Annotated in this window: 26 protein-coding genes and 1 riboswitch; of the genes, 16 read left to right on the forward strand and 10 right to left on the reverse strand. The window is 59.5% G+C overall.

Translation table 11 applies throughout. The features are described from left to right. The first annotated feature begins 13 nt into the window (after nucleotides 1-13). From lspA to FMN63_RS16820, 4 genes are all read left to right on the forward strand, one after another. Nucleotides 14-547 (forward strand): signal peptidase II, encoded by a 534-nt coding sequence (gene lspA, locus FMN63_RS16805; protein ID WP_148585254.1) that lies wholly within the window; start codon nucleotides 14-16, stop codon nucleotides 545-547. 78 nt (nucleotides 548-625) lie between these two features. Further along, the gene (locus FMN63_RS16810; protein WP_148585255.1) at nucleotides 626-1,333 is read left to right on the forward strand and encodes a hypothetical protein; all 708 of its coding nucleotides are present in this window, start codon (nucleotides 626-628) and stop codon (nucleotides 1,331-1,333) included. 267 nt (nucleotides 1,334-1,600) lie between these two features. Then, nucleotides 1,601-3,001: a M16 family metallopeptidase gene (locus FMN63_RS16815; RefSeq protein ID WP_209001210.1), complete on the forward strand. Its 1,401-nt coding sequence runs from the start codon at nucleotides 1,601-1,603 to the stop codon at nucleotides 2,999-3,001. A gap of 2 nt (nucleotides 3,002-3,003) precedes the next feature. Next, the gene (locus FMN63_RS16820; protein WP_209001153.1) at nucleotides 3,004-4,332 is read left to right on the forward strand and encodes a M16 family metallopeptidase; all 1,329 of its coding nucleotides are present in this window, start codon (nucleotides 3,004-3,006) and stop codon (nucleotides 4,330-4,332) included. Nucleotides 4,333-4,682: 350 nt separating this feature from the next. On the opposite strand, the gene FMN63_RS16825 is transcribed toward FMN63_RS16820, so the two are convergent. Further along, complete coding sequence (locus FMN63_RS16825; protein WP_148585256.1) at nucleotides 4,683-6,266, reverse strand: EAL domain-containing protein; 1,584 nt, start codon at nucleotides 6,264-6,266, stop codon at nucleotides 4,683-4,685. A gap of 350 nt (nucleotides 6,267-6,616) precedes the next feature. Between FMN63_RS16825 and FMN63_RS16830 the strand changes: the two genes are divergently transcribed. The 6 genes from FMN63_RS16830 to FMN63_RS16855 all read left to right on the forward strand — a co-directional run bounded on the left by FMN63_RS16830 (nucleotide 6,617) and on the right by FMN63_RS16855 (nucleotide 12,738). Further along, entirely contained in the window at nucleotides 6,617-7,423 is an 807-nt protein-coding gene (locus tag FMN63_RS16830) for a hypothetical protein (RefSeq protein ID WP_148585257.1), read from the forward strand. 213 nt (nucleotides 7,424-7,636) lie between these two features. Then, nucleotides 7,637-9,130: a sigma-54-dependent transcriptional regulator gene (locus FMN63_RS16835; RefSeq protein WP_148585258.1), complete on the forward strand. Its 1,494-nt coding sequence runs from the start codon at nucleotides 7,637-7,639 to the stop codon at nucleotides 9,128-9,130. Nucleotides 9,131-9,315: 185 nt separating this feature from the next. Next, nucleotides 9,316-9,879 carry a hypothetical protein gene (locus tag FMN63_RS16840; RefSeq protein WP_148585259.1) on the forward strand — a complete coding sequence of 188 codons (564 nt, stop codon included), beginning with the start codon at nucleotides 9,316-9,318 and terminating at the stop codon, nucleotides 9,877-9,879. A gap of 277 nt (nucleotides 9,880-10,156) precedes the next feature. Beyond that, the gene (gene groES / locus FMN63_RS16845; RefSeq protein WP_148585260.1) at nucleotides 10,157-10,444 is read left to right on the forward strand and encodes a co-chaperone GroES; all 288 of its coding nucleotides are present in this window, start codon (nucleotides 10,157-10,159) and stop codon (nucleotides 10,442-10,444) included. Nucleotides 10,445-10,501: 57 nt separating this feature from the next. Beyond that, on the forward strand, nucleotides 10,502-12,145 hold the full coding sequence (groL, locus tag FMN63_RS16850; RefSeq protein WP_148585261.1) for a chaperonin GroEL: 1,644 nt from the start codon (nucleotides 10,502-10,504) through the stop codon (nucleotides 12,143-12,145). Between the two features lie 389 nt (nucleotides 12,146-12,534). Further along, nucleotides 12,535-12,738, forward strand: a complete 204-nt coding sequence (locus FMN63_RS16855; RefSeq protein WP_148585262.1) for a hypothetical protein — start codon at nucleotides 12,535-12,537, stop codon at nucleotides 12,736-12,738. 23 nt (nucleotides 12,739-12,761) lie between these two features. Here the strand turns inward: FMN63_RS16855 and FMN63_RS16860 are convergent, their stop codons facing one another. Next, on the reverse strand, nucleotides 12,762-13,460 hold the full coding sequence (locus tag FMN63_RS16860; protein WP_148585263.1) for a glutathione S-transferase N-terminal domain-containing protein: 699 nt from the start codon (nucleotides 13,458-13,460) through the stop codon (nucleotides 12,762-12,764). 198 nt (nucleotides 13,461-13,658) lie between these two features. Here FMN63_RS16860 and FMN63_RS16865 point away from each other — a divergent pair, with 198 nt between their 5' ends. The 4 genes from FMN63_RS16865 to FMN63_RS16880 all read left to right on the forward strand — a co-directional run bounded on the left by FMN63_RS16865 (nucleotide 13,659) and on the right by FMN63_RS16880 (nucleotide 16,982). Further along, nucleotides 13,659-13,871 (forward strand): SlyX family protein, encoded by a 213-nt coding sequence (locus FMN63_RS16865; RefSeq protein WP_148585264.1) that lies wholly within the window; start codon nucleotides 13,659-13,661, stop codon nucleotides 13,869-13,871. Between the two features lie 140 nt (nucleotides 13,872-14,011). Beyond that, on the forward strand, nucleotides 14,012-15,025 hold the full coding sequence (locus FMN63_RS16870; protein ID WP_148585265.1) for an efflux RND transporter periplasmic adaptor subunit: 1,014 nt from the start codon (nucleotides 14,012-14,014) through the stop codon (nucleotides 15,023-15,025). Continuing rightward, the gene (locus FMN63_RS16875; protein ID WP_162530073.1) at nucleotides 15,022-16,260 is read left to right on the forward strand and encodes an ABC transporter permease; all 1,239 of its coding nucleotides are present in this window, start codon (nucleotides 15,022-15,024) and stop codon (nucleotides 16,258-16,260) included. Before FMN63_RS16870 ends, FMN63_RS16875 begins: the two co-directional genes overlap by 4 nt. Next, on the forward strand, nucleotides 16,257-16,982 hold the full coding sequence (locus FMN63_RS16880; protein ID WP_148585267.1) for an ABC transporter ATP-binding protein: 726 nt from the start codon (nucleotides 16,257-16,259) through the stop codon (nucleotides 16,980-16,982). The genes FMN63_RS16875 and FMN63_RS16880 overlap by 4 nt, the downstream gene beginning before the upstream one ends. Nucleotides 16,983-17,041: 59 nt before the next feature. Here the strand turns inward: FMN63_RS16880 and FMN63_RS16885 are convergent, their stop codons facing one another. After that, nucleotides 17,042-17,743: a YoaK family protein gene (locus FMN63_RS16885; RefSeq protein ID WP_148585268.1), complete on the reverse strand. Its 702-nt coding sequence runs from the start codon at nucleotides 17,741-17,743 to the stop codon at nucleotides 17,042-17,044. Nucleotides 17,744-17,827: 84 nt separating this feature from the next. Then, nucleotides 17,828-17,951: riboswitch (SAM-I-IV-variant riboswitch) on the forward strand. A 41-nt stretch (nucleotides 17,952-17,992) separates the two neighbouring features. On the opposite strand from FMN63_RS16885, the gene FMN63_RS16890 reads away from it, so the two are divergent. Beyond that, a complete protein-coding gene (locus FMN63_RS16890) occupies nucleotides 17,993-18,292 on the forward strand; it encodes a hypothetical protein (RefSeq protein ID WP_148585269.1) in 300 nt (99 codons plus the stop codon). Between the two features lie 217 nt (nucleotides 18,293-18,509). Here FMN63_RS16890 and yciA read toward each other — a convergent pair whose 3' ends face one another. From yciA to FMN63_RS16905, 3 genes are all read right to left on the reverse strand, one after another. Then, entirely contained in the window at nucleotides 18,510-18,896 is a 387-nt protein-coding gene (yciA, locus tag FMN63_RS16895) for an acyl-CoA thioester hydrolase YciA (protein ID WP_148585270.1), read from the reverse strand. 224 nt (nucleotides 18,897-19,120) lie between these two features. Then, a complete protein-coding gene (locus FMN63_RS16900) occupies nucleotides 19,121-19,342 on the reverse strand; it encodes a hypothetical protein (RefSeq protein ID WP_148585271.1) in 222 nt (73 codons plus the stop codon). After that, nucleotides 19,333-19,836 carry a group III truncated hemoglobin gene (locus FMN63_RS16905; protein WP_209001154.1) on the reverse strand — a complete coding sequence of 168 codons (504 nt, stop codon included), beginning with the start codon at nucleotides 19,834-19,836 and terminating at the stop codon, nucleotides 19,333-19,335. Before FMN63_RS16905 ends, FMN63_RS16900 begins: the two co-directional genes overlap by 10 nt. Nucleotides 19,837-19,933: 97 nt before the next feature. Here FMN63_RS16905 and FMN63_RS16910 point away from each other — a divergent pair, with 97 nt between their 5' ends. Continuing rightward, a complete protein-coding gene (locus FMN63_RS16910) occupies nucleotides 19,934-20,365 on the forward strand; it encodes an RrF2 family transcriptional regulator (protein WP_148585272.1) in 432 nt (143 codons plus the stop codon). Nucleotides 20,366-20,512: 147 nt separating this feature from the next. Here the strand turns inward: FMN63_RS16910 and FMN63_RS16915 are convergent, their stop codons facing one another. From FMN63_RS16915 to FMN63_RS16930, 4 genes are all read right to left on the reverse strand, one after another. Beyond that, nucleotides 20,513-21,109: a Crp/Fnr family transcriptional regulator gene (locus FMN63_RS16915; protein WP_209001155.1), complete on the reverse strand. Its 597-nt coding sequence runs from the start codon at nucleotides 21,107-21,109 to the stop codon at nucleotides 20,513-20,515. Between the two features lie 358 nt (nucleotides 21,110-21,467). Continuing rightward, nucleotides 21,468-22,265, reverse strand: a complete 798-nt coding sequence (locus tag FMN63_RS16920) for a ChbG/HpnK family deacetylase (RefSeq protein WP_162855044.1) — start codon at nucleotides 22,263-22,265, stop codon at nucleotides 21,468-21,470. Between the two features lie 95 nt (nucleotides 22,266-22,360). Then, the gene (locus FMN63_RS16925) at nucleotides 22,361-23,860 is read right to left on the reverse strand and encodes an ArnT family glycosyltransferase (RefSeq protein ID WP_162855045.1); all 1,500 of its coding nucleotides are present in this window, start codon (nucleotides 23,858-23,860) and stop codon (nucleotides 22,361-22,363) included. Between the two features lie 9 nt (nucleotides 23,861-23,869). After that, nucleotides 23,870-25,012: a glycosyltransferase gene (locus FMN63_RS16930; protein WP_148585628.1), complete on the reverse strand. Its 1,143-nt coding sequence runs from the start codon at nucleotides 25,010-25,012 to the stop codon at nucleotides 23,870-23,872. Between the last annotated feature and the right edge of the window lie 71 nt (nucleotides 25,013-25,083).

Raw genomic sequence — 25,083 nt, forward strand, 5'->3', positions numbered from 1 at the left:
GTTTCCGGTCACGATGACACCTCAGGAAACATCTTCCAAAGATACGAAACGGCCCCTCCTCTGGGGCCGTTTCAGCAGCTTCGTGCTGCTGATCGTGCTGATGGGCGTTGCCATCGACCAGATCAGCAAGCTCTGGCTTCTCTACGGCTTCGATCTTCGCCACAACGGACCGGTTGATCTTCTGCCGTTTCTGGAATTCGTGCTGGTCTGGAACCGCGGCATTTCCTATGGCCTGTTCCAGCAGAACACCGAACTGGGGCGCTGGCTTCTGGCCGGCTTGACGGTTGCGGTCACCATCGGCCTGTGGATCTGGTCGGCGCGTTGCCAGTCGCGCCTGTTGGCGCTCGCGCTGGCGCTTGTCATCAGCGGAGCGATCGGCAACGGCATCGACAGACTGGCCTTTGGCGCCGTGGTCGATTTCGTCCATTTCCATGTCGGCACGTTCTCCTGGTACGTGTTCAACATGGCGGATGTGTGGATCGTTGCGGGCGTCGTCGCTCTCCTGTATGACAGTTTTCGAATTGGTCCTAATTCAGCCGTAAAATAGTGGTTTAGGCTGAGCTAAGACTGATCGCGGGCGGAGTGCTGCCGGCTGTTTTTTATGAGAAATCGAGGGGTCTGCGCAGTGCGGACGTTAGTTGGGTTTGTAAAGAATTCTGCAGTGCTGGTGCTTCTGGCCGGCTTGGCCGCGTGCCAGGCGGCAGATGGCACGAGCCAGGCACCGGATGTCGCCCTTGTCAATTCGGTCATGAAAGGCCTTGGCGCTGTCGATCCGAACGAAAAGCCGATCGAATACAAACCCCGTGCGCCCCTTGCCATGCCCGCGGAGCCGACAAGCCTGCCTGAGCCGGAGACCAATGTCGCCGGCGTGAACGATAAGAACTGGCCTGATCAGCGCGAGAACGAAGAGCTGACCAAGCTGAAGGAAATTTATGCCAGTTCCGGCAAGGCCGGCAGCATGAACAGCGATAAACTGACGCCGGAACAGGCGCGCGGGTTCAAGATTACCGGTGCGACCGGCCAGACCCGCGACCTGGAAGCAGAGCGACGTTTCAACGAAGTCACCGAAGGTGGCAAGCTGACCCGTGCGGAGCAGAAAGCCGAATGGGAGCGCTTGCAGAAATTGCGGTCCCAGCAGGCCGGTATCGAACAGAACGGCCTGTCATCGCGTCGCTATCTGACCGACCCGCCCACCGGCTACAGCACGCCGTCGCCAGATGCACCATTGCCTGAAGTCGTGAAGAAAAAGGGCAAGCCGACCAATTACGACGAGTACAGTGCCAAGCCGCTCGATCCGCGTTGCCTGGAAGGCGATCAGGCTTTCTGTAAATGACCGATCGTTGAGCGGACCTTCGCTCACGCGTCAAATGACAAAAATGTAACGGGACCTCCGGACCACACCTCCTATATGCAGGTAGGTCCGGAGGTCTTTTTTGTTGGCCACCTTGAAATTGTCCGGCCTTGCGCTTTTCCCTGCCCTTGTTGAAGCGCATGCTGACTGAAAGACAAAGAACGGGAGTTGCATGTGAACCCATCCCCCTCGAAACTCGCCGCGACCTCCCCCGTGCGGCGGTTGAAGCGTTCCATCGGCCTGGTGCTAATGCCTGCGCTCCTGCTTGCCGGTGGCACGGCTCTGGTTCCGGCAACCGCCTTATCCGCCCCGGCAGCCACTGGAAATCTGACGATTGCCCCGAACCTTGAAAGCTTCACGCTGGACAACGGCTTGCAGGTGGTGGTGATCCCGGATCGCCGTGCACCGGTGGTCACCCACATGATCTGGTACAAGGCCGGCTCCGCCGATGAACCGGAAGGCCAGTCCGGCGTCGCGCATTTTCTCGAACATTTGATGTTCAAGGGCACGCATGACCATCCAGATGGCGAATTCTCCAAAATAGTTGCGGATCGCGGCGGCCAGGAAAACGCCTTCACCAGCACGGATTACACCGCCTATTTCCAGAAGGTCGCCAAGCAGCACCTGCCGCTGATGATGGCGCTGGAAGCGGACCGGATGGAAAACCTTGTGCTGACCGACGACGTGGTGACGCCGGAACGGGACGTGGTTCTGGAAGAACGGCGCATGCGGGTCGACAGCGAACCTGGTTCACGTCTGCAGGAAGCCCTCAATTCCATCACGTTCGTCAACCACCCTTACGGTTCTCCCGTCATCGGATGGCAGAGCGAAATCGAAGCACTCAACAAGGAAGCCGCAATTGCGTTCTATAATCGCTTCTACACGCCCAACAACGCGGTGGTGGTGATCGCCGGCGATGTGGATGTGGATGCGGTTCACAAACTGGCTGAGGAAACCTACGGCAAGGTTGCCCGACGCGCCGAACCCGGTGAACGCATTCGCCCGGCCGAACCGCCGCTTTCGGGCGAAAGACGCATAGCCGTTTCCGACCCGCGCGTGCGTCAGGAGTCCCTGTCGCAGACCTGGATTGTGCCGAGCCAGACCACCGGCGAAGGCCGTACTCCCGAGGCGCTCGACATCCTGTCGTATATTCTCGGTGAGGGTCCCTCCAGTCGACTGCATAAAGCGCTGGTCCTCGATCAGGAAGCCGCCCTGAGCGCCGGGGCCTACTATCAGGGCAACAGCCTCGACAATGGCCGCTTCGGCGTCTACGCCGTGCCGCGGCCGGGCTACACGCTGGAGGACATGGAACGCCTTATCGAGGTCGAACTGAAAAAGCTGATAGAAACGGGCGTCACTGAAGACGAAGTCGCACGGGCCCGCAATAGCATGATCGCCAGCGCGATCTATGCCCAGGACAGCCAGTCCGGTCTGGCACGCCTGTTTGGCGGCGCCCTGACCACCGGGCAAACGCTCGAGGATGTTCAGACCTGGCCGTCTCAGGTGCAGGCCGTCACGCCTGAAGACGTTGTTGATGCGGCACGCACCTATCTCGCCAGCATGCCGGTGACCGGCGAATTGCGTATGGAACCGCCGGTCGTGCCTGACGCCGCCCTAACCGATGCGCCCCAGATGAAGGACAAGTCCTGATCATGGCACACTCTTTCCTCGCAATGCGCGGTCCCGTTTCCGCATTCGCCCTGTCGCTCGTAGCCCTGCTTGGCATGATGAAGCTGGCGGAGGCTGTCGAAATCCAGGAAGTCACCAGCCCGAAAGGCGTCACGGCCTGGCTGGTGGAAGACCACACCGTGCCCATTATCGCGCTCAACTTTTCGTTTGATGGCGGCTCCGCACAGGACCCGGCCGGCAAGGAAGGCCTGACACGCCTGCTTGCCGCCACGCTTGACGAAGGTGCGGGCGACATGGATTCCGAGACCTTTCAGTCCAAATTGGAAGAGCTGGCCGTCAGCATCAGCTTCAACACCGGCAAGGACCGGTTCTACGGCAGCTTGCGCACTCTGACGCCGACCCTTGAAGAAGCAAGCGACCTTCTGGCGCTGGCCGTCAACCAGCCCCGTTTCGACGAAACGCCGGTTGAACGAATGAAAGACCAGCTTTCGCAAAGCGCAAGACGCAATGAAAGCGATCCTAGCGCGATAGCCGGCAGGTCCCTCGCCGAAACGATGTTCGGCGATCATCCCTACGCCCGGCCGACACTCGGCACCGCCGAGACATTGGGCGGCCTGACGTCGGATGATCTTGAAAGCCAGCAGAACAAGCTTCTTGCCCGCAAGGGACTGATCATCGGCGTTGTCGGCGCAATCGATGCTGAAACCCTTTCCCGCGTTCTGGACAAGGTTTTCGCCCCACTGCCGGAGGAAGGTCAACTCACCGAGATTGCCGATATCGAACCGGAATTCGGGACAGAGGTGAACCAGCAACTGGCCGTTCCACAAACCACGATCCTGCTCGGTCTGCCGGGTCTGACCCGCGACGATCCGGATTACCAGGCTGCCTATGTGATGAACCATATCCTGGGCGGCGGGACTTTCACCTCGTGGATGTATGAGGAAGTGCGTGAAAAACGCGGACTTTCCTACGGCGCGGGAACCTCACTCTCACCCTATGCGCACACGGGTCTTCTGATCGGCAACGCCGCAACCAAGGCGGACAGGGCGGATGAGACGGTGAAGATCATGCTGGAACAGATCCAGCGGATGGCCGAGACCGGGCCGAGCGAAGACGAACTGCAGTCTGCCAAACAGTATCTGACCGGCTCTTATCCCTTGCGCTTCGACAGCTCCGGAAAGATCGCCCGTCAGTTGGTCGCGCTGCAGGACGCCGGGCTGGGGATCGACTATTTCGACCGCCGCAACAGCGAGATCGACGCGGTAACGCTGGATGACGTCAAAAGGGTTGCCAAACGCCTTCTGGCGGACAAGTCACCCACCGTCGTGACGGTTGGCCCCAAGCAGGGATAACGCTGCGTCTCCTGCAACATGCTTCAATGACAAACGCCCCGGCTCAGACCGGGGCGTTTTCGGTTTCAAGGCTGCGGGGCGCAAATCGGACACGAGATCCGTTGCCGGGCAAGGCCTGCGGCGGTGTTCACGGCATCAGGCACAATTCCGAGGGACCATTGCGATCCACCTATTCCGGGGGCAATACCGAACCCTGTGAAGACGGCGGCGGAAAGGCTGACGGGAAAGCCCTGGGCAGCCTGCTCTTTTCCCTGAAGCGACCGCTCACGATAGAAAGCAGCGGCCTCGGAGCGCGGGCGTTGTCATCTATTGGGTAGATTTGGGTTCAGCTGACGCGAGCCGCGAGTGGTTCAGCCCGCAGCAGACCGCCTCGGGCCGGGCGCAGGTGCGCCCTGGAGCACTTCAGCCCGCACCGGGCGCGGCGGTGAGAACAGGTTGCCCTGGGCAAGCTTCACGTCATAGTCCAGCAGTTCCAGCACCTGGGACTCCGTTTCGACGTGATCGGTGATCAACTGCATGCCATAGCGGTGCAAGAGGTCGCCAAAGTCGGACGGATGGATGTGGCCATGCTTGGCCTCACGGCGGCCGATGAGATAGTCGGCGTGCAGCTTGCCGTATTTGAACCCGCGGCCGGCCAGCGAATTGAAATCCATCTTCATGTCGACGATCTGATCGACAGAGAAGCGGAACCCGGCTTCAAACAGCGAACTCAGGCTCTCCAGTTCCATTGCGCCCATCTGAGCGACATCGTTCTGGGAGAATTCGAACACCAGGACATCCGCCAGATCCTGATTGGCCTTCACGAATTCCAGGAAGCCCGGGAAGAAGGTTTCGTCGACAAGCGACTGCGACGAGATATTGCAGAACAGGATGGCGTTGCGATTGCGCGAGGTCAGCCTGCGAACAACCTGTATGGAACGGAACAGCAGCAGATTGTCGATCCGCGCGATCTGGCCGGAGAGCACCGCTTCCGGAACAAAGGCTGAAGCTTCAATCAGATTGCCGCCATTGTCCCGCAAGCGGGTGAAGGCTTCATAGAATTTCACCTGGCGCTGCGGCAATGACACGATCGGCTGCAGGTGCAGTTCCACACGATTGGCGTTGAGCGCCGACGTGATCAGTTCGCGCATGGCCATGTTCGGCCTGGGCTTTTCTACCGGTGCGGTGCGCTCTGGAGGACGCTGTTCAGGTTGCTCGGGTGGATCGAACGAAAAATCCTGCTCGTGATGAACCGGCTGCTCGTCGGCGTAAACATGACCAAGTTTGTCGCCAAGGCGCGGTGTTTGAACGCCATAGCGACGCTCGAAGTCGTTCATGTCCCGCCCGGGCGCGGCAGTAGAAGCATAAGGGTCCTGCATGCCCGCGTCAGGCGCCTGAGCATAGGATGGTGCCGCGGCCGGAGCCGGAGCCCGCTGCTGGCGCTGCGGTGCAGGGGCCGGGGCCGGCTGCTGCACAGGCGGCCAGTTTTGCGGCCCCTGATAGGAAGAAGGCCGGCTTTCGTCCTGATAAGGTTGCTGTGGCTGCTGGTAGCGCGGCAGGCTGGGCATCTGTGGCGGCGGGGCGATGGCCTGCTGGTCCTCTACCCTCGCCTCCAGATCCGACATGGCCTCGGCCATTTGCTTGACCAGGGTTCCCAGAACCTCGACTTCGGCAAACAGCGGATCGATTTCGGCGCGGGTCCGGCGCGGCATGGTGTGCTCCATACCCGTGAGCCTGCCTTCGATATTGCCGACATCCTCGTCCAGATCCGCCATGCGTTCTTCAAGACGGTCCACCGCCTCGCTGACGGCGCCACGGTCGCGCGCGCGCCCGATCAGCAGATGGATCAGGATCATGGTGCACATGAGCGCAAGCGACAGGGAAACAGCTTCGCCGAACGGCCGTCCGAACTGGAAGATCAGGACTGTCGCAGAGGACAGCGCGATCACGGCCATGCAAATAGCTACAAATATGGTCCCTGTCCGCCCCATGGTATTCGAAAGTTCCAACGCGAATCAAAAGTTACTGGTTAATCATGCCTTAAGAAGCATACATGGCCGAATCTACAACCGCCTTGCGGTCTGGAATCGGTGACTTGTCCCCGACTATGGTTGATGCATCACGTAATTTTGGTGATTTCGGACCTGCCGCAGCGTTCGGTGTATCGGAGACGGCTTACAACCAACAGCCCTCTGCGGCAACGCTACTTTCACTCTTTGTCCTTTGCAATCAGGAACACTTCGTCTAACCTTACGTAAGGGCACTTTTCGCAACCGATCACCAATACGTCTTGCAGGGGGCTGATATGCATGCAGCCGAACAAACGGCATTCCGGGCACCGCGCGGTACTTCGCCGGATGCGAAAACCGACCAGCCTGCAAAGGAACACTCCGCGCCGGACGCGCCTCTTTCCGTTGCGACCGGAGAAGCCGCTGCCCGCACGGCTGCCCCGGTCCGGATTACGTGCGAAGAACAAATACAAGCTGCCCTCATCGACACCCTGAATAGCCCTGAATTCCAGTCAGCGCCCCAACTGCGGGCCTTCCTGGGCTTTGTCGTGCATGCCACGCTGAACAGGCAACAGGAAAAGATCAAGGGTTATACCATCGCGGTTGAAGCGCTTGGACGGCCGGAAGACTTCAATCCGGTGACCGACCCGATTGTTCGTGTCGAGGCTGCCCGGCTGCGGCGCCGCCTTGAAAAATACTATGCTGGTTCCGGCGCCGACGTTGCTGTGCGCATAACCATTCCGAAAGGCAGCTACGCACCGGAGTTCCATTCGGCGAAAGGGAAAGAGCTGCCGGATTGTTCTGCAGACCTCTCCACCAAAGACAAGGCTGATAGTGATCCTGCGGGAAGACACCCCGCTTTGGAGGCGATGGCTCAACAGCACCTTGAAACAGGTGACGCTCCGGGAGCCAGCGAGGGCTATTACGCCTCCCAGCCAACGGCGCCCCCTTTCCAGGCCGAAGCACATGCGCGAAACCGGACGACCGCGTCGGGTCTCTACCGCAAGCTGCAGGGTGGATTGGCCAATCCCGTTGCTCCACGGCTCGTGTTCGCCCTCTGTCTGGCGAGTTTTCTGGCAGGATATCTTGCAGGCAAGCTTTGATTTCTAAGGGGTGAGCGTTCTCCCGCCCCTCGCAAACGACCACCTTCAGTGGATTATTTTACTGATTTCGGCCCTTTTCTGTGCCGAAGCCGAAGATCGACTGCAAATTGCACCATCTGACAACGCTTTGTTTACCCTGTTCGGAGAATTATCAAATTGACGAATCTTTCGATACTCGATTGACACGTATCCAGCGATGGGAGTTACCCAGCAATGGGGAGTAATGAGGGCAAAGAACTGCCTGTAGTAGTACGCGTACTTGACGCAACGGCCTCCGAGGCCGCCCGCACATCTGCGGTTTGCGCCAAGCTGTCTCATGCCTGTACGGACCCCATCCTGTACACGGAATCCTCTTCCTGTCTGCAAGACCTTGCAGACAAGACCACCGACATCCTGATCATCGATCTGGAAACCATCGGCGGTGACGAAGCTCTGGAAGCCTATGCGGTCCGCTGCCCCAAGGCAGTCATCATCGCGGTGTCGGCCAAAGGGTCGGTCTCCAGGGCCGTCAGTGCCATGCGCGCCGGTGCGCATGATTTCCTGACCAAGCCTTTCTCGCTCGATGCACTTGCCTCCAAGATCTCCTTCCAGTTGAAACAGCGCAGGCCCGTTCAGCCGGCTGCTCCCGCAGCGCCGCAGTCCGTGCAGCCTGCCGTTTCATTGGCAGAGTTTTCCGCGCCTCCGGCCCGGACAGCTCCTGCCAGACCGGAAACGTCCGGAACGAACCGGCTTGTGGGCGCCTCCTCCAAGATGCGCGACATTCACGATCAGATCGCGCGCATGGCGCCTTCCCAGGCCCCGGTTTTCATTACCGGTGAATCCGGGACCGGCAAGGAGCTGTGTGCCGCTGCGGTGCATGACCTGTCCGAACGGCGCTCGAACCGGTTCGTGACCTTGAACTGCGCCGCGATTCCGCGGGACCTCATCGAAAGTGAAATTTTCGGGTATGTACGCGGCGCCTTTACCGGAGCAACGGACAACCGCGAAGGTGCGGCCGAGCAGGCCCATGGCGGAACGCTGTTCCTGGACGAGATCGGCGAAATGGACCTTCTCCTGCAGAGCAAGCTGTTGCGCTTCCTGCAGACGGGAACTTTCCAGCGCCTTGGCGACACACACACCCGCAAGGTAGACGCGCGCATCATCTGCGCCACCAATCGTAACCCGGTTCAGGAGATTTCCGCCGGGCGTTTCCGAGAAGATCTCTACTACCGCCTGCACGTCCTGCCGATCCATCTGCCGCCTCTCAGGGAACGCCGCGACGATATCCTGCCACTCGCGGAAACGTTCCTGGAGCGCTATTCAGCCGAAGAACGGCGCGGTTTCAGAGGGTTCGACGCGGACGCGGAAGCGCGGATCGTCTCCTACCCCTGGCCAGGCAACGTGCGCCAGCTCGAGAACACGGTCCGGCAGATCGTCGTCATGAACGATGGAGCCGCGGTCACCTACGACATGCTGCCGATGGTCATTCGCGACCAGAGCAGCCGGCCGGGCACGCTGATAGACCTGTCCCGCGAACGTTCGCGCGCGGCGCCGCCGCCAGCCCGGCCGTTCGGAGCCATCGAGCCGCTGTGGGCACAGGAGAGGCGCATTATCGAAGACGCCCTTGACGCCTTCGACGGCAACATTGCGATGGCCGCCGCAGCCCTCGAAATCAGCCCTTCCACGATCTACCGCAAGCGCCAGTCCTGGACGGCGCGCAGCATGTAAGGCCCGGCATCGGCGAGGCCTTGACCGCAATCGGGTTTTCTTGTTTCGCGGATAACGTGTTGCGCGTCTTGAAATCCGGCGTTTACCGCGCCGCACACATTGCCTTGTTTAATCGGACAAGTCGGTTTATATCGGCAAAAATCGCTGAAAAAGACAAGATTTAAAGGCGTGCGGGGAAACGGATGATGCTGGTGGGAAGTCGTGTTTTGAGGCGGATGCTGTCCGCTGCAGTGATCGCAACAGGCGTATCTGCGGGGCTGGTGTCCGCGCAGGCCCAGTCTCCCGCTCCCCCTTCAGAAGCTTTCAAGAATGCGCTGGCCGCCTACGACCAGGCATGGTCGGATGCCGATCTCGCTTTTATGGTCGCAGTTTTCTCTGACGGTCCGAGCAGCGGGTACGGACACTATACGCCACGCGGTGATGCCGTCTTTTCTGACGGAGACGCGCTTAACGTCTATGCGGAACCGGTGGGATACGGCTTTCGGGAAACCGAAGGCGGTTTTGCCTACGAGCTGACAGCTGACTACAGGCTTTTGACCAAAACCGGCCAGGTGCTTGCGGAACAGGAAAACTTCGCGACCTTCTCCGGTAGCGGCCGCTCCAAGCAGCGCGAACTCTCTGCCGCCCTCACATTCCAGTTCAGCGGCCTGCCGGCTGGCGACTACCAGCTCGAAACGCGTTTCACCGATGAAATCGGTGGGGCAACGAGCGCCGTTACCCTCCCCTTCAGCGTTTCCGCTTCGAATTGAACGACGTTCAGGAAGCAACGCAGGTTTCGTCATAATTTCGCCGGGCATATCTGTTGAGTAGACCTCGGGCGCATCGAGACCGATTGCGATAAATTCTCGTCACAAAGCATTGACAATCTGACCTCAGCTACATAAATCCATGGCGCTGTTAGCACTCGCTGTTAAGGAGTGCTAATTGGTGGCGGGAGGCAACGTCCTTCCGTGCAACGCAACCCAATTGTTCATGTCTCGCGCGCTGCCTATTGCGTGGGGCGCGCTCATGAGAGGAAACAGTGTTATGGCATTTCGTCCACTGCACGACCGTGTCGTCGTACGCCGCGTAGATTCTGAAGAAAAGACTGCTGGCGGCATCATCATTCCGGACTCCGCCAAGGAAAAGCCGCAGGAAGGCGAAATCATCGCAGTCGGCTCCGGTGCCCGCAAGGACAACGGCGAAATCGTCGCTCTCGATGTCAAGGCAGGCGACCGCGTTCTCTTCGGCAAGTGGTCCGGCACCGAAGTCAAGATCGACGGTGAAGACCTCCTGATCATGAAGGAATCCGACATCATGGGCGTGATCGCGTAACCACTCGCGAACCGCTTCTGATCTCAATTCACATTCCAGAATAAGTGAGACGATCACATGTCTTCTAAAGAAGTAAAATTTGGTTCCGACGCTCGCGAACGCATGCTGCGCGGCGTGGACACACTCGCAAATGCCGTCAAGGTAACCCTCGGCCCGAAAGGCCGTAACGTCGTTCTCGACAAGTCCTTCGGCGCACCGCGCATCACCAAGGACGGTGTCTCGGTTGCCAAGGAAATCGAACTGGAAGACAAGTTCGAAAACATGGGCGCCCAGATGGTGCGTGAAGTGGCTTCCAAGACCAACGACATCGCTGGCGACGGTACCACCACGGCAACCGTTCTGGCTCAGTCCATCGTCAAGGAAGGCGCCAAGGCTGTTGCAGCCGGCATGAACCCGATGGACCTGAAGCGCGGCGTTGATCTCGCTGCTGCAGAAGCCGTCAAGGCTCTGACTGCCGCTTCCAAGCCGATCACCACCTCCAGCGAAGTTGCACAGGTCGGCACGATCTCCGCAAACGGCGACGAGCAGGTCGGCAAGGACATTGCCGAAGCCATGCAGAAAGTCGGCAACGAAGGCGTGATCACGGTCGAGGAAGCAAAGTCCCTCGAAACCGAACTCGAAGTCGTTGAAGGCATGCAGTTCGACCGCGGCTACCTGTCCCCGTACTTCGTCACCAATGCCGACAAGATGCTGGCTGACCTGGAAAAGCCGTACATCCTGCTGCACGAGAAGAAACTCTCCAACCTGCAGGCCATGCTGCCGATCCTGGAAGCTGTTGTTCAGTCTTCCCGTCCGCTGCTCATCATCGCTGAAGACGTCGAAGGCGAAGCTCTTGCTACGCTCGTCGTCAACAAGCTGCGTGGCGGCCTGAAAATCGCTGCTGTGAAGGCTCCGGGCTTCGGTGATCGCCGCAAGGCAATGCTCGAAGACATCGCGATCCTGACCGGCGGTACCGTGATCTCCGAAGATCTCGGCATCAAGCTTGAAAACGTTACGCTGGACATGCTCGGCACCGCCGAGAAGGTCTCCATCACCAAGGAAACCACCACCATCGTTGACGGTGCAGGTTCCAAGGACGACATCAGCGGCCGCGTTTCCCAGATCAAGGCTCAGATCGAAGAAACCACTTCCGATTACGACCGTGAGAAGCTCCAGGAGCGTCTTGCAAAGCTCGCAGGCGGCGTTGCCGTGATCCGCGTTGGCGGTGCGACCGAAATCGAAGTGAAGGAAAAGAAAGACCGCGTCGACGATGCGCTGAACGCAACCCGCGCTGCGGTTGAAGAAGGCATCGTTGCAGGTGGTGGTACCGCTCTGCTGCGCGCCAAGAAGGCTGTCGAAGGCCTTGCTTCCGACAACTCCGACATTATGGCCGGTATCAAGATCGTCCTGCGCGCTCTGGAAGCTCCGATCCGTCAGATCGCTGAAAACGCTGGTGTCGAAGGCTCCATCGTTGTTGGCAAGATCCAGGAAAACGACGATCCGACCTTCGGTTTCAACGCTCAGACCGAAAAGTTCGTCAACATGATCGAAGCTGGCATCATCGACCCGACCAAGGTTGTCCGTACTGCTCTGCAGGACGCAGCTTCCGTCGCTGGTCTGCTGATCACCACCGAAGCCATGGTTGCTGAACTGCCGAAGAAAGACTCTGCACCGGCAATGCCGGGCGGCGACATGGGCGGTATGGGCGGCATGGGCTTCTAAGAAGCCCAAAGCTCAAAAGCTTTATCGAAAGGGCGGTCTTCGGACCGCCCTTTTTGTTTGCCGCCCATCATCTCGCCTTTGTGCCGCTTTGCGGCACGGGGTGCGGCATGGGCTTCCAAGAAGCCCAAAGCTCAACAGCTTTACGAAAAGGCGGTCTTCGGACCGCCCTTTTTGTTTGCCGCCCACCATCTCGCCTTTGTGCCGCTTTGCGGCACGGGGTGCGGCATGGGCTTCTAAGAAGCCCAAAGCTCAACAGCTTTACGAAAGGGCGGTCTTCGGACCGCCCTTTTTTCTTGGCCGCAGCTTCCGTCCGCGACCGTGTGTTACTCATTTCGGAACCTAAGCTCTCTCAGCCGGTTTTCCTTATGAACGGAAACACGGAGAGACCTATGGCACAGGATGCGAGACAGGCAGCTTCAGAACGTTTTGAAAACGTTGACGAGCTCAACAGGACGATCGCTCAGGAGGCTCAGACCGACCAGGACCTTGAGTCCCAGGTTCCGCCGCGTTCCAAATATGGCACGATATGGCGGCTCTTAGCGGTCATCATTCTGCTGGTTGCGCTGCTGACATCGGTCTTCTTCCTGGGCTGAGAGATGAACACCGGTCCGCGGCGTCAGGAAGGAATGTCGACTGCCTTCCGGCTCGCCGGGCGTTTCATGCAAGTGTCGACCCAGCGAACGACATTCTCAAAGGATGCGAAGTCTGTCACCTCGCCGGCCTCATAAAACCCATTGATGTTGCGCGCCCAGGGCCAACAGGCCATGTCGGCGATCGTGTATTCGCTTCCTACAATGAACTCACGCCCCTCAAGTTGCCGGTCCAGAATGCCGAGCAGACGTTTTGTTTCGTCGCGGTACCGTTCGAACGGGCGGCGGTCCTCGTACTCACGGCCGGCGAACTTATGAAAGAAGCCGAGTTGCCCCGCCATCGGTCCAAGACCGCCCATCTGCCACATCAGCCATTGAAGCGTTTCAGCGCGCCTTGCCGGATCCTGCGGCAGGAACTTGCCGGACTTTTCCGCCAGATAAATCAGGATCGCTCCGGATTCCCATAATGGAAGCGGCTTGCCGCCAGGGCCGATCGGATCGATGATAGCGGGGATCTTGTTGTTCGGATTGAGCGACAGAAACTCCGGGCTCAGCTGATCCTTGCTGCCGAAATCGACCAGATGCGGTTCATATGGCAGGCCTGTCTCCTCCAGCATGGCAGACACCTTGATGCCGTTGGGCGTCGGCAATGAATAGAGCTGAATGCGGTCAGCATGTTTTGCAGGCCATTTGCGGGAGATCTCGAAGTCGTTCAGGTCAGTCATATAGCCCTCTTGAGTCATGTTCAGGTACCAGCCCCTTTCGGGAGTACGCCTCGATATAGGGCAGCTCCACCCGTTTAAAACAGACAGTCAACTGATGATGACAGTTGGTGTTTTGCCGTTACCGCAATATATCTGCCTCAACAGACACCGGGCGCGCGACAGAAGACTGGCTGCCCCAAAAAGACGCAGGAGACGCCCATGGCGGACGACAAGGAAGCCCGGATCGAGAAGCTTGAAATCGATCTCACCCATGCGCTCAATACCATCGATGAGCTCAACACCGTCGTCTTCGATCAGGGACGGCAACTCGACCGTCTCAACCGGCTCGTCACCAATATGACGGATCAGGTCACGGAACTGATGGACAACGTTCTGCCCGGCCATCAGATCGAAAAGCCGCCTCATTACTGATCCCTCTAGGCCCTCTCCCTGAACTGACATTCGACGGCCCATCCGGCAAGTCTTGCAGCGCGCGCATCCAGATTTGATCCAGGCCATGGCATCCCCCGCCCCAGGCGGTAATGTGGCGGTAGATCCGCCAAGGGTGTGCCATGCGCTTTTTGAAACTATTGATATTCGTCCTGCTGATCGCAGGTATCGCCGCCGGTACGTTTTGGTGGCTCAAGAAACCGGCTGAAGTCCACACGGTCATGCCGGCGACCGGACGGGCGGCGGAAGTGGTCTATGCCACAGCCGTCGTTGAGCCTGTGCGATGGGCGAAGGTCACCAGCATCATCCGGGAGCGCATCGTATCGCTGTGCGGCTGCGAGGGCGATCAGGTCAAGAAGGGCGACCAGCTAGCGGAACTCGACAGCGGCGACGCCCGTGCGACACTCGCCGAGCTGGAGGCACGCCAGGAGCTGGCGCAATCCGACAAGGAACGTGCCCTGCAACTGCTCGAGCGGCGGGTCGTCAGCCAGCAGGTTTACGACAAGGCCCAGAATGAGCTGATCCGCATCAACGCCACGACGGCAGCCCAGAAAGAGCGCCTGCGCGACTACGTCATCGTTGCCCCCATGGACGGCATGGTGCTGCGGGCCGACGGGTCGGTGGGAGAAGTTGCGGAGCCCGGTGAAATCCTGTTCTGGATCGGTCAGCCGTCTCCGCTTCAACTGGTGGCGGACGTCAACGAAGAGGACATTCCCAAGGTCGCCAAGGGTCACAAGGCGCTCATCCGCGCCGATGCCTTTCCCGACAAGGAACTGACAGCGGAAGTTGCCAGCATCACGCCAAAGGGCGATCCGGTGCTGAAGAATTACCGGGTCTATCTCGACCTGCCGGAAGATACACCGCTGCGCATCGGCATGACTGCCGAAATCAATATCATTACGGCCGAAAAAGAAGATGCCCTGCTGCTGCCTGCTGCTGCCTTTGACGGCTCGAAACTGCTGACGCTGGACGCGGAAAACAAGGTTGTTCCGCTGACGGTCGAAACCGGGATCACGGGCACACGCGCCACGGAAGTGCTGAGTGGCGTCACGGCAGACACAAGGGTCGTTTTTCCCTACGACACCGATCTGGTGGAAGGACAGAAGGTCAGACCGGTGCCCGGGGACGGTCAATAATGCTTCTCCTGCGCATCGCCTCCACCCACATTCGAAACCGCTTGCGCCAAACCATCGTCTCGACGCTTGGTGTTGCCCTCGGCGTCGGATTTTCGGTGGCGATGGCCAGCCTCATGGAAGGGTCCCAGCGGGATTTCACGGCAACGCTGATCGATGCCATTCCCCATGTGGAGATCCTTGACGAGCAGCGCGCGCCTGCGCAGCAACCGGCCAGCGCCGTCTACGATGCCGTTGCCTATCATGGCCTCAGACCGAAGGAAGACCTTCGCGGCATCCGCAACCCGACCGAAGCGCTTGCCTCGCTGCGCGACTGGGTCAACGGCGCGATGGCGCAGCGCCTGAGCGGACAGGCGGTGCTGCGGTATGCCGGACAGGACATCGGCATGACGCTGATCGGCGTTGAACCCAGGCGCGAACTGACCGTCTCCAAAATCGGCGAAGACATGCGCGAGGGGGCCTTCGAGGATCTGGACACGACATCCAACGGGCTCGTTATCGGCGACAAGGCCGCTGAACGGCTGGGGGCGGAGCTGGGCGATACGGTGACGCTGACATCGGCCAACGGAGTCGCCAAGCGTTTCAAGATCGTCGGCCTGTTCCACAGCGGCATCACCACCAGCGACGAAGGCCTTGCCTATGCACCGTTGAAGGCGGTGCAGATCCTTCTGGAAAAGCCCGATGTCATCAATTCGATTGCCATTCATCTCAATGCCATCGGCGACGCCAACGAGGTCGCCGCCCGGGCGGAACGGCAGCTCGGCTATAAGGCGGTTTCCTGGGAGGAGGCCAACGAGGGGCTGATGGAGGCCTTCTTCGTGCGCAATGTGATCATGTATACGGTTGTCGGGGCCATTCTGGTCGTTGCCGGCTTCGGTATCTTCAACATCGTTTCGACGATCGTGCACGAAAAGGCGCGCGACATCGCGATCCTGAAGTCGCTCGGATTTCCGGAGGGCGACATTCAACAGATCTTCGTGCTTGAGGGGCTGGTGATCGGGATATTGGGCGCGCTCGCAGGTTCGGCGCTTGGGTTCGGCCTGTCGAGTTATCTGGCCTCGGTCAAGTTCGAGTTTTCCCAGGACGTGGAAATGACCCACCTGCCGATCTATTTCTCCGCCCTGCACTATGCCATCGCCTGCCTGCTGGCGCTGTTTTCTTCCGGGATCGCCGGATATATCCCCGCCCGGAAAGCCGCCCGGCTCAACCCTGTCGACATCATTCGCGGGGCGACATGACCCCTGCCCCGGACCAACTGGCGACTGCCGGTCGCGTTCTGCTGGAGGCCAGCAACCTCACCCGCATTTTGCCTGCCATCGTGCCGGTGACCCTGGTGCAGGATGTCAGCTTTCAGGTGGGGGAAGCGGAGTTTGTGGCGATAACCGGCCCATCCGGGTCCGGCAAATCCTCGCTTCTGTACCTGCTTGGCCTTCTGGACCGGCCCACTTCAGGCGAAGTCCGGATAGACGGCTTGCCCACCCATGCGCTGACGTCTGCCGAGATGGCGCATCTCCGCCTGGAAAAGCTTGGTTTTGTTTTCCAGTTTCACTTTCTGCTGCCCGAGTTTACCGCGCTGGAAAACGTGATGAACCCGATGCAGCGGCTCGGCAAACGCAGCCCGAGGGCACAGCTTGATCATGCAACGGAGCTTCTGGCGGCGCTTGGTCTGGCAGACTTTCTGCACCGCCGCCCGGAACAGCTTTCCGGGGGGCAGCGCCAGCGCGTGGCCGTTGCCCGTGCGCTTGCCAATTCGCCAGCGCTGATCCTGGCGGATGAGCCGACCGGGAGTCTCGACAGCGCATCGACAGAACAGGTGTTTGAAAGCCTGCAGAACATCGTGAAGAGCGAACGGACAACCGTTGTTGCCGTCACCCACGACCTTGAGCTTGCAGACCGGATGGACCGGCGGATCCATCTCGTTGATGGCCGCGTTGATTACGACAGGCTTCGCCAGGGGTAAGCAACACCGGACAGAGACAGATGGACGGCTGAAGCCCTGCTGCGGGCGGCGCTCCAGAATCAGGCAGCCTGCGCCTCATGTGGCGGCTGAACGACCGCCAGCAGCATCAGCAGGGCAACGGGTATCGCGAGCGCCCAGAAACTCAGGATCGTCATCAGAAAACTCGCCAGAAGACCTCCAGCCGCAAAAGCGGACAGCACCAGCGTCTGATGACGGATCAGCGACCGGCTGCCGGAGCGGGTTTCGGGGTGCGTAAAATAGTCGGCAATGCCAAGCACCAGCTTGAGTGTGTTGCCGGTCATGACCGTTGTCGGAACATGCCTGTTGAGCAGCGTCAGCATGATCACGTTCTGCAGCGACATGGCCACGGTCGAAAAGCCGACTGCTGTCAGGGTAACGGCGGATAACGGACCGCTGGCGGCTGGATCGCCAAGGCCTGCGACAAGCATGAAGAGAGCGACGAGGATCGCTTCAAGAGCGAACAGATGCCGGACGGCGATCCTGTTTTTCTGAACAAGTCTCGTGACGGAAGCGAACCAGAAGAGGGTTGAGCCAAAGAAGACCACGAGCACGAACACTTTCAGCGCCGCGTTATCTGCCTGATGAAACATCTCCGTACACAAAACGACAAGCGTGCCGGTGATGAAGGCCGTGAACGTGTGAAACAGTCCAAGAATGCAAACCACATCAATGAAGCAGGCGCAAAAGGCGAGCAGAACCGGCACTATCGGCCGGCTGTGATGCAAAATGGATCGGTCCAACGACCTGCTCCCGAGCTAGTCTTTCCAGGAAGATGTGCCATGCACTGACGGTCTTGCCAAGCCGGAATGGACGTGGCATAAGCCCGCCATCATCAAGAGAAGGGCTGGCGCCCTCGCCAACCTGCCGTCCGGGCAAGGTGGTTTCCGCAACAGGGATGCGGCCGGTCAGATCCTCAATAGAGGTATTCCGGCAACGAAGCGGTTAATTTGCATGCGCCAGTCCTCCTCGGGCAACCGATGGAGGATTTATTGTCTCAGGACCATTTTGCCGGACGAGCGGCAGATCTGATCGAGAACCATGTGGTGGCGAGTTCCAAACTCGCTGCAACGGATACCTGGTGCCAGGCCGCTGAAGATTGCGTGCTGGCGCGGATCAAATCCCTGCGCATTCTGGGCGGCCTGCCCAGGCACAAGGCGCCGCTAACGCCGACAGCCCGTACCGAGCGTCTGAAAACGCTGCTCCAGCTGTGGGCGAACGGCTGCACGCGTGCTGTCGACGAAGACCTTTTTGCCGATATCCTCAACCGGCACGGCATGGTCAGACACTGACGGGGCTGTCCCGTGTGGTGCTCAATGTCTGCACTGTGCCTATTTCGTTGATACAGGTATGCTGCAACAACTCGCCTCATCCTGAGGAAGGCCGAAGGCCTGTCTCGAAGGATGGGCCGCTTGCTCATCAGTATGCCGCCCACCCTTCGAGACAGCGCTGACGCGCTTCCTCAGGATGAGGTTTTTTGGAGAACCAAGCCGGGTGAGATCGCGACGCTCAGTCCCTCTTGGGGACCGGGCGCGGCTTGCCGTCGTCATCGACAGCCACCATGGTGAAAATCGCTTCGGTCACCTTTTCGCGGTGGCCGTAGCGCTGGCGCAGGGCCCAGGATTCCAGCTTGATTTCCATTGACGAATTGCCGACGTGAACGACCTGGGCATAGACACACAGCACGTCGCCAACATGGACAGGCCGGATGAATTTCATCTTGTCGACCGCGATGGTCACGACACGCCCTTCGGCCCGCTGACCGGCAGAAATACCGCCTGCCAGATCCATCTGCGACAACACCCAGCCCCCGAAGATATCTCCCGAGGCATTGGTATCGGCCGGCATTGCCATGGTACGTAATGTCAGATCGCCTGTCGGCTTGTCGTCGTCCACGCCTGAGCCCCTCTGTTGATTCCTACAAAAAGACTAGGTCATAGTTTGCAAGAATAGAAGTGTTTGAACAGCACCCTATCCTGTTGAACCAAGAAAAACGCCGGTTATCACAGAACAAACATCAGGATTGCCATGATCCAGAGCGGCATGGGGGCCGCGACCCAGATCAGGAAAATCGGCAGGCCGCGCTGCAGCAGATTGGACGCATTCATTGCTGTGACTTTCTAGTTGAAGGCCTGGATTTCGATGACCGTCATCGCCGCAAGGGCGACGATGCCCGTGATGAAGGCCAGTTTCGCGCTGCCGATGAGTGTGCGCCCGGCGATATCCAGCTTCGGCAGAGGCATGGCGCGCGACTCCAGGTACATGGACACAAGCATCAGCAAGAAGACGGTGAACCAGACTACCACCAGCGCTTCCGCTATCAGGACAATCGCTACCAGCATGATCCGCTCCATTCAGAAGGTTGCGACGTCAGCTCGGCAGGCGGATTGGCTCCGGGGGTCGCGAAAGTCGCCAGCCACAGGCTCTGCGCAATGCGTTCGGCAATGGCGACAATCTCGTCCGCAAGGTCCGGCACGAACAATTCGCGGATCACAGGCCGGAAGACACTGAGCCATTCGCCATAGTCCGAACTGACCAGTTCTTTCTGCTTCAGGTGGGCCGGAACGGGTTTGCCCTTGTAGGCGCCGTTTTTCAGCAGGACGGATTGCCAGAAGGCTTCCATTTTCGGCAGATGCTCTTCCCAGCGGCCAGCGAGGCGGCGCTCGAAAATACCTCCCAATCGCGGATGCTGGCGAATGCAGCCATAAAAGGTGTGCACCATCACGTGGATAGCCTGTTCGTCGACCTGCTCATACCGTTGGAGGCGGTCGCCGTTGTTCGGCTGTTCGCGTCTCTTCAGCTTGTACCTGTTGGTACTGGTGTCAGGGGCTTCCATAGCCGCCTCCATAACATTCATTTCATATGCATCTTTTAAATGACACAGCAACACGCTAAAATCAACATATAAGATGAATGTTTAAAGAGACCCAGTCATGCGCCTCAGTCAGGCCAGCGATTTTGCCTTGAGAATCCTGATGGCCACCGGCCAGTCGGAGGATCCGCAGACCGTCGACAAGCTGTCAAAGCAGCTTGGGCTCGCTAAATCGCACGTGATGAAAATCGTCGCCCATCTCGCCAAGGGCGGTTACCTGGAGACGACACGAGGACGTGGCGGCGGCATCCGGCTGGCCAAGTCGCCAGACACGATCCGGCTGGGGGACGTTGTGCGGCTGATCGAACCGGACCTGGGTGTCGTTGCCTGCCTGAAGCCCGAATCCACAATCTGCGCCTTCCTGCCGCGATGTGCCCTGAAAGGTGCGATGGCACGGGCATCGGAAGCCTTTCTCGCCAGCCTCAACACCGAGACGCTGGCCTCGATCCTTGCAGGAACGCAAATGGCACTGCCTGTAGACCCAAGCGCATGATTTCACCTGCGCCGGTAAAGCGATCCCGCACTCCCTCCCGCAAGGCATGTATGGCTCAAGTCACAGCGTGAAGCGTCCTGAAGGCGGCACGGCCTTCAATCACTTGCCTCGGTAAGTCCTGTTCTGTCGAAGGCCGCGGCGCTTTTCCTAAAGCGTCGAGGCTTTCTCCAGGAAGTCCATCTGTTCCAGGCAGTAGTAACCGGAAATCCGGCTGATCGTGCCAGCCCGTTTCCAGTCGTTGAGGACGCGGCTGACATTTTCACGCGCCGCGCCTGCCATGTTGGCGATATCGGCCTGGCTGAGCTTGTAGTGGATCAGCAAACGGCCATCGTCGAGCGGCTTGCCGAAGGTTTCCGCCAATTGCAGCAGGGTCTGCGCGACCCGTCCCGGCAAGGGCAGGAACGACCGTGCGGCCAGCACGTCATTGGCATGGCGCAGCCGCTTTCCGACAATCGACAACATGTGCCGGTAGACAGCCGGGTTTTCGTCGGCAAAGCGCTGGAAGGCGGCCTTGTCGATAAAGGCGAGCTGAGCTTCTTTCAAAGCAATCACCGTGGCCGATCGCGGACGCCCGTCAAGCAGAGCCAGTTCGCCGACGAGATCGCCCGGGCCGAGAACCGCAAGCAATTGCTCATCGCCCTCCACAGACAGAAGCGCCACCTTCAGCGACCCCTCCAGGACCGCATAACAGCCGTTTCCGGGATCGCCATTTTCGAAGAGAATGGTGCCAGCCGATATTTTCATCGGCCTTGCAAGGCGCGAAAGACCAACTGCCAATTCCGGATCAAGCCCTTCGAGTGAAAAGCTATTTTTTAAAAAATCCTTGATTTCCGCCACACCTTCCCCCTGCCAAACGCGCTGATGCCCGCGAATTTCCAAAATTTAATGTAAACCTGTGATACCCATCACGTGCATTCCAGCAAAATAACCCTATATCTAAGGACATGGAAGCGGGGTCGCCCCTCCCCTCTTCCCGACCTCCACGAAAAACGGCCCTGTTCCCCGCAGGGCCGTTTTTTCGTTGCAGTCTTTTCCTGGCGTGCCCCGGCCAAAACCAAATGTAACAAGCTTCGGCCGCCTGTACCTGAGCAAACCATCGATTTCAGTTCAGAAAAACGTCTTTTTTCTCCAGCGTGTGAAAGAACCTCTGGCTGGAGAGAACCTCATACTGACATTCGCGTATCGCAATCTTCCGGCGCGACTCGTCCCGCCGCAGACGGTCATCCGAGCGGCCCGGAATAGCTGCAACAAAGCTTAGATCGCTCATGCCGTCAAAGTGATTGTGCAAAAGAGTGTGTAGCTTTTCCTGGTCGTCTGTTTCCGGCAGGGGATCGGCCTTCGGCAGAAGCTTGAGCCCATGCGCCTTTGCAAGACGGGCCAACCGGATCGCCTTGAGGCCTGACTGCACCGGCGAAATCAACAAAGGCGGCTCGCCGTAACCTGCGTGCTCGATCGCCTTCACTACGATCCGCGCCAGGGACGTGCGTTCCAGAAGCCCCTCGCGCACCGCCACGAAATCCGGCGGGCGTTTCATCAACACGCTGTAACGGGCAAGCTGCGCCTGGGCTTCCTCCTGAAGAAGCTGGTCGGGCAGAAGACGCAGCAAGGCGCGACGCTGCAGTTGCTCACGGGTGAACATTCGGTCGCCGTAGATTTCCTGCATGCGGGCGCTGACGGGCGACACACGGTCGCCGCTGAAGGCCAGCGTCACGCCGAACAGGGCGCGCTTGCCAACCTTTTCGGCGGTTTCCTGAAGCGGACGGAATTCACGCGGCCACAATTCGGTGGCAACCATGGCCCCGAGTGCGCTGAGACGCCCGCGCTCCACAAGGTCACGCAAGGCGCGGTCGACCCCGAAGGCCAGGCCATAGTCCAACGCTCCAAGTGTAATTCGCTTCATGAAATTCCGCAGGCGGACCGGATACCGTGAATATTACGCCACATCCCTGCGGCATATGGCCAAGCAAATCAAGTCGGTTGTTGAGTTCTCGCGGATCAATTGGTGTCAACAGGCTCGAACACCGGACCGATACGGCCATCGACCTTGTAGACGACAAGCTTTTCCAGCGGCACGTCTTTGACCTTGCGCGTCAGCTCTCCGACTTCCTCGACGGTGGTGAAGGACTGTCGCAGGTCGCTTTCCCGGTTGCGGCGTTTTTCAGCAACATACAGCCCCGGGCCATCGAACAGCGACATGTCAGGTTCGTCCAGCATGACGTAGCGGATACGCTCGGTGAGCTGAAACACTGGCAGATCGTTCTTCAGCAGGAAGTCGAGCTGGCCGTTGAGGCCGTAGCTGGTGGTTACCACGAAACCGGCCCCTTCCCGTTCGGCCAGGGTTTTCACGTCCCTTCCGATCTCGGGCCAGCCGCGCAACTGGAAGGTCGGGTCCTTGCGGGCGAAAGCGCCCGTTACCGGCCAGACCGCATGCAGTTGAACCACCAGGGCAACGGCAAGCCCCAGGGCGACCCCGGCTTGCGCCAGACGCCGCCAGAAAGCCGAACCGGCAGGCCTGCTCGTGACGAACACAGCCGCCATCATGGCGAAGGCCGGGAACAGCGGTGCCGGCCAGTTGGCCTGCACCCGCGCATGCAGCGAATGATAGACGAGGTAGAAGAGGAACGGCAAAACGGTCAGAAGCAGGAGGGACGCGGCATTTTCCCTTGCTCGCAGCCCCTTGAAAAGCCTGACGGAACCGGCGGCCGCCAAGATGGCAATCAGCGGATTCATGAGGCCAATCAGGCCCCCAAGGAACTCCGGAACATATCTTGCCGTGTATCCCCCGGTGCCAGCCCGGCCGAACTGCTTGTAGAAGCTCACCCACTCATGGGCATGGTTCCAGTAAAGAACGGGCGAAAAGCAGAGCAGCGCAAGCAGACCGCCGGCCCAGAGCTGCCAGCAACGCCACCAGCGCCGCGCATCGGGCACCCAGACCAGCCAGAGCACGATGCCCGCACCCAGAAAAAGCACCGAATATTTGGCAAGCAGCCCGCAGCCGGCCATAAGCCCGACCATGAACCACCAGTTGGCGTTTTTGGATACCGACAGCTCCGTCATTGCCCACAGGGTAAGTCCCCAGAACAGCACCGAAGGTGCGTCAGGCGTTGCCAGAATGCCGCCGATGCCAACCAGCAGGCTGGCGTTCAGGAACAGCACGGACCAGGCAGCCGCCGTGCGTCCGAATAGCAGCGACGCCGTGCGCCACAAGGCCAGGGACCCGATCACTCCGGATGCGATGACAAGTGCGCGCACTGCAAAGACAGTGTCGCCGAACAGCGCCTGGCCGATGCCGATCCACCAGCCGATCATCGGCGGATGATCATAGTAGCTCAGGGCCGGAGACAGCCCCCAGAGCCGGTAATAGGCTTCATCCTCGACAAAATGGGAGTTGGCGGCGGCAAATATCTTCAGCGCCGTCAGCAGCCCGACGATCAGGATCAACCCTGCGGGACGCAGGTAAAAAGGCAGCGGTCCGGTCTGGGTTTCAACGGTCAAGACAGGCCCTTACGACTTGCGCCATGTCAGGGCGGAGCTTGCCGCGTAGTTCCAGACAGCGCCCATGATTGCGCCTGCCGTTCCGGCAAACCACCAGTAGGACGGATCGGCATACATCAGGTTGGCGACCCCCACGTTGGCGAGAACGCCGACCGAACAGACCGCGTAGAAGGTCAAAAGACCGATCAGAACCTTCATGCCGGTCAGGCGCCTGTCCCGGTAGGTAAGCTGATTGTTGAGAAAGAAGTTCGATGTCATGGCGACAAATGAGGCCGCCGTCTGGGCAAGGTTGAATTCCACGTCGCTCAGCAGCAACACGCGCAGCGCCGCCAGATGCACAAACAGGCCGCTGGCCCCCACGAGGCCGAACATCAGGAAGCGAACCGAGACGACATTGCCGAAATACTTGGCAAGCAACAGCCCGAAATAGTCGAGCGTTACCAGCGTATCCAGCTTGCTTTCGCCATGCTGGCGTTCGCGGAAGGTGAACGGCATTTCCTTGATCTTCAACGTGCCTCCTGCACTGGAAACCAGGTCGAGCAGGATCTTGAAACCCTGCGCCGAGAGTTTTGGTGCGAGCGCTTCAGCCTTGTCCCGGCGGATCATGAAGAACCCGCTCATCGGGTCTTTCAGGGTGACGTGCAAGAGCTTCTGCGCAAGCCCGTTGGCCAGGTTGGAGCCCCAGGCGCGAAAAGACGACAGGCCTTCGCCAATGGTACCGCCATCGACCTTGCGGCTTGCGACCACCAGGTCCGTGTCGTCGGCCTTCAGGGCGGCCAGCATCTTGGGCAGCATTGTCTCGTCGTGCTGCAGGTCAGCATCCATGACGGCGACAAAAGGGGCCGAAGACGCCAGAATACCCTCGATGCACGCCCCGGACAGGCCCCGACGGCCAATGCGGCGGATGACCCGGACTCGGCCGTCGGTCAGCGCAATCTTGCGGGCAACCTCGGTCGTTCCGTCAGGCGAATTGTCGTCGACGACGATGGCTTCCCAGGCGATTCCGGCAAGCGCCTCGTCCAGAAGGCCGATCAGGATGGGGATGTTTTCAGCTTCGTTGAAACTCGGCAGGATGACACTGAGTTCGGCAGCCTTCAGCCCCTGTTCTGTCAGGGCCTCTGTTCCACCTTCGCCGGCATTTCCGTCCGCCATGCGCACCGCACTGTCCATACTGAACCCCGTCCGCCGCTCCCGCGCCTTCCTTTGGCACCGGGACGGCCCTT

The organism is Stappia sp. BW2 (assembly GCF_008107695.1).
In the GTDB taxonomy this organism is placed as follows: domain Bacteria; phylum Pseudomonadota; class Alphaproteobacteria; order Rhizobiales; family Stappiaceae; genus Roseibium.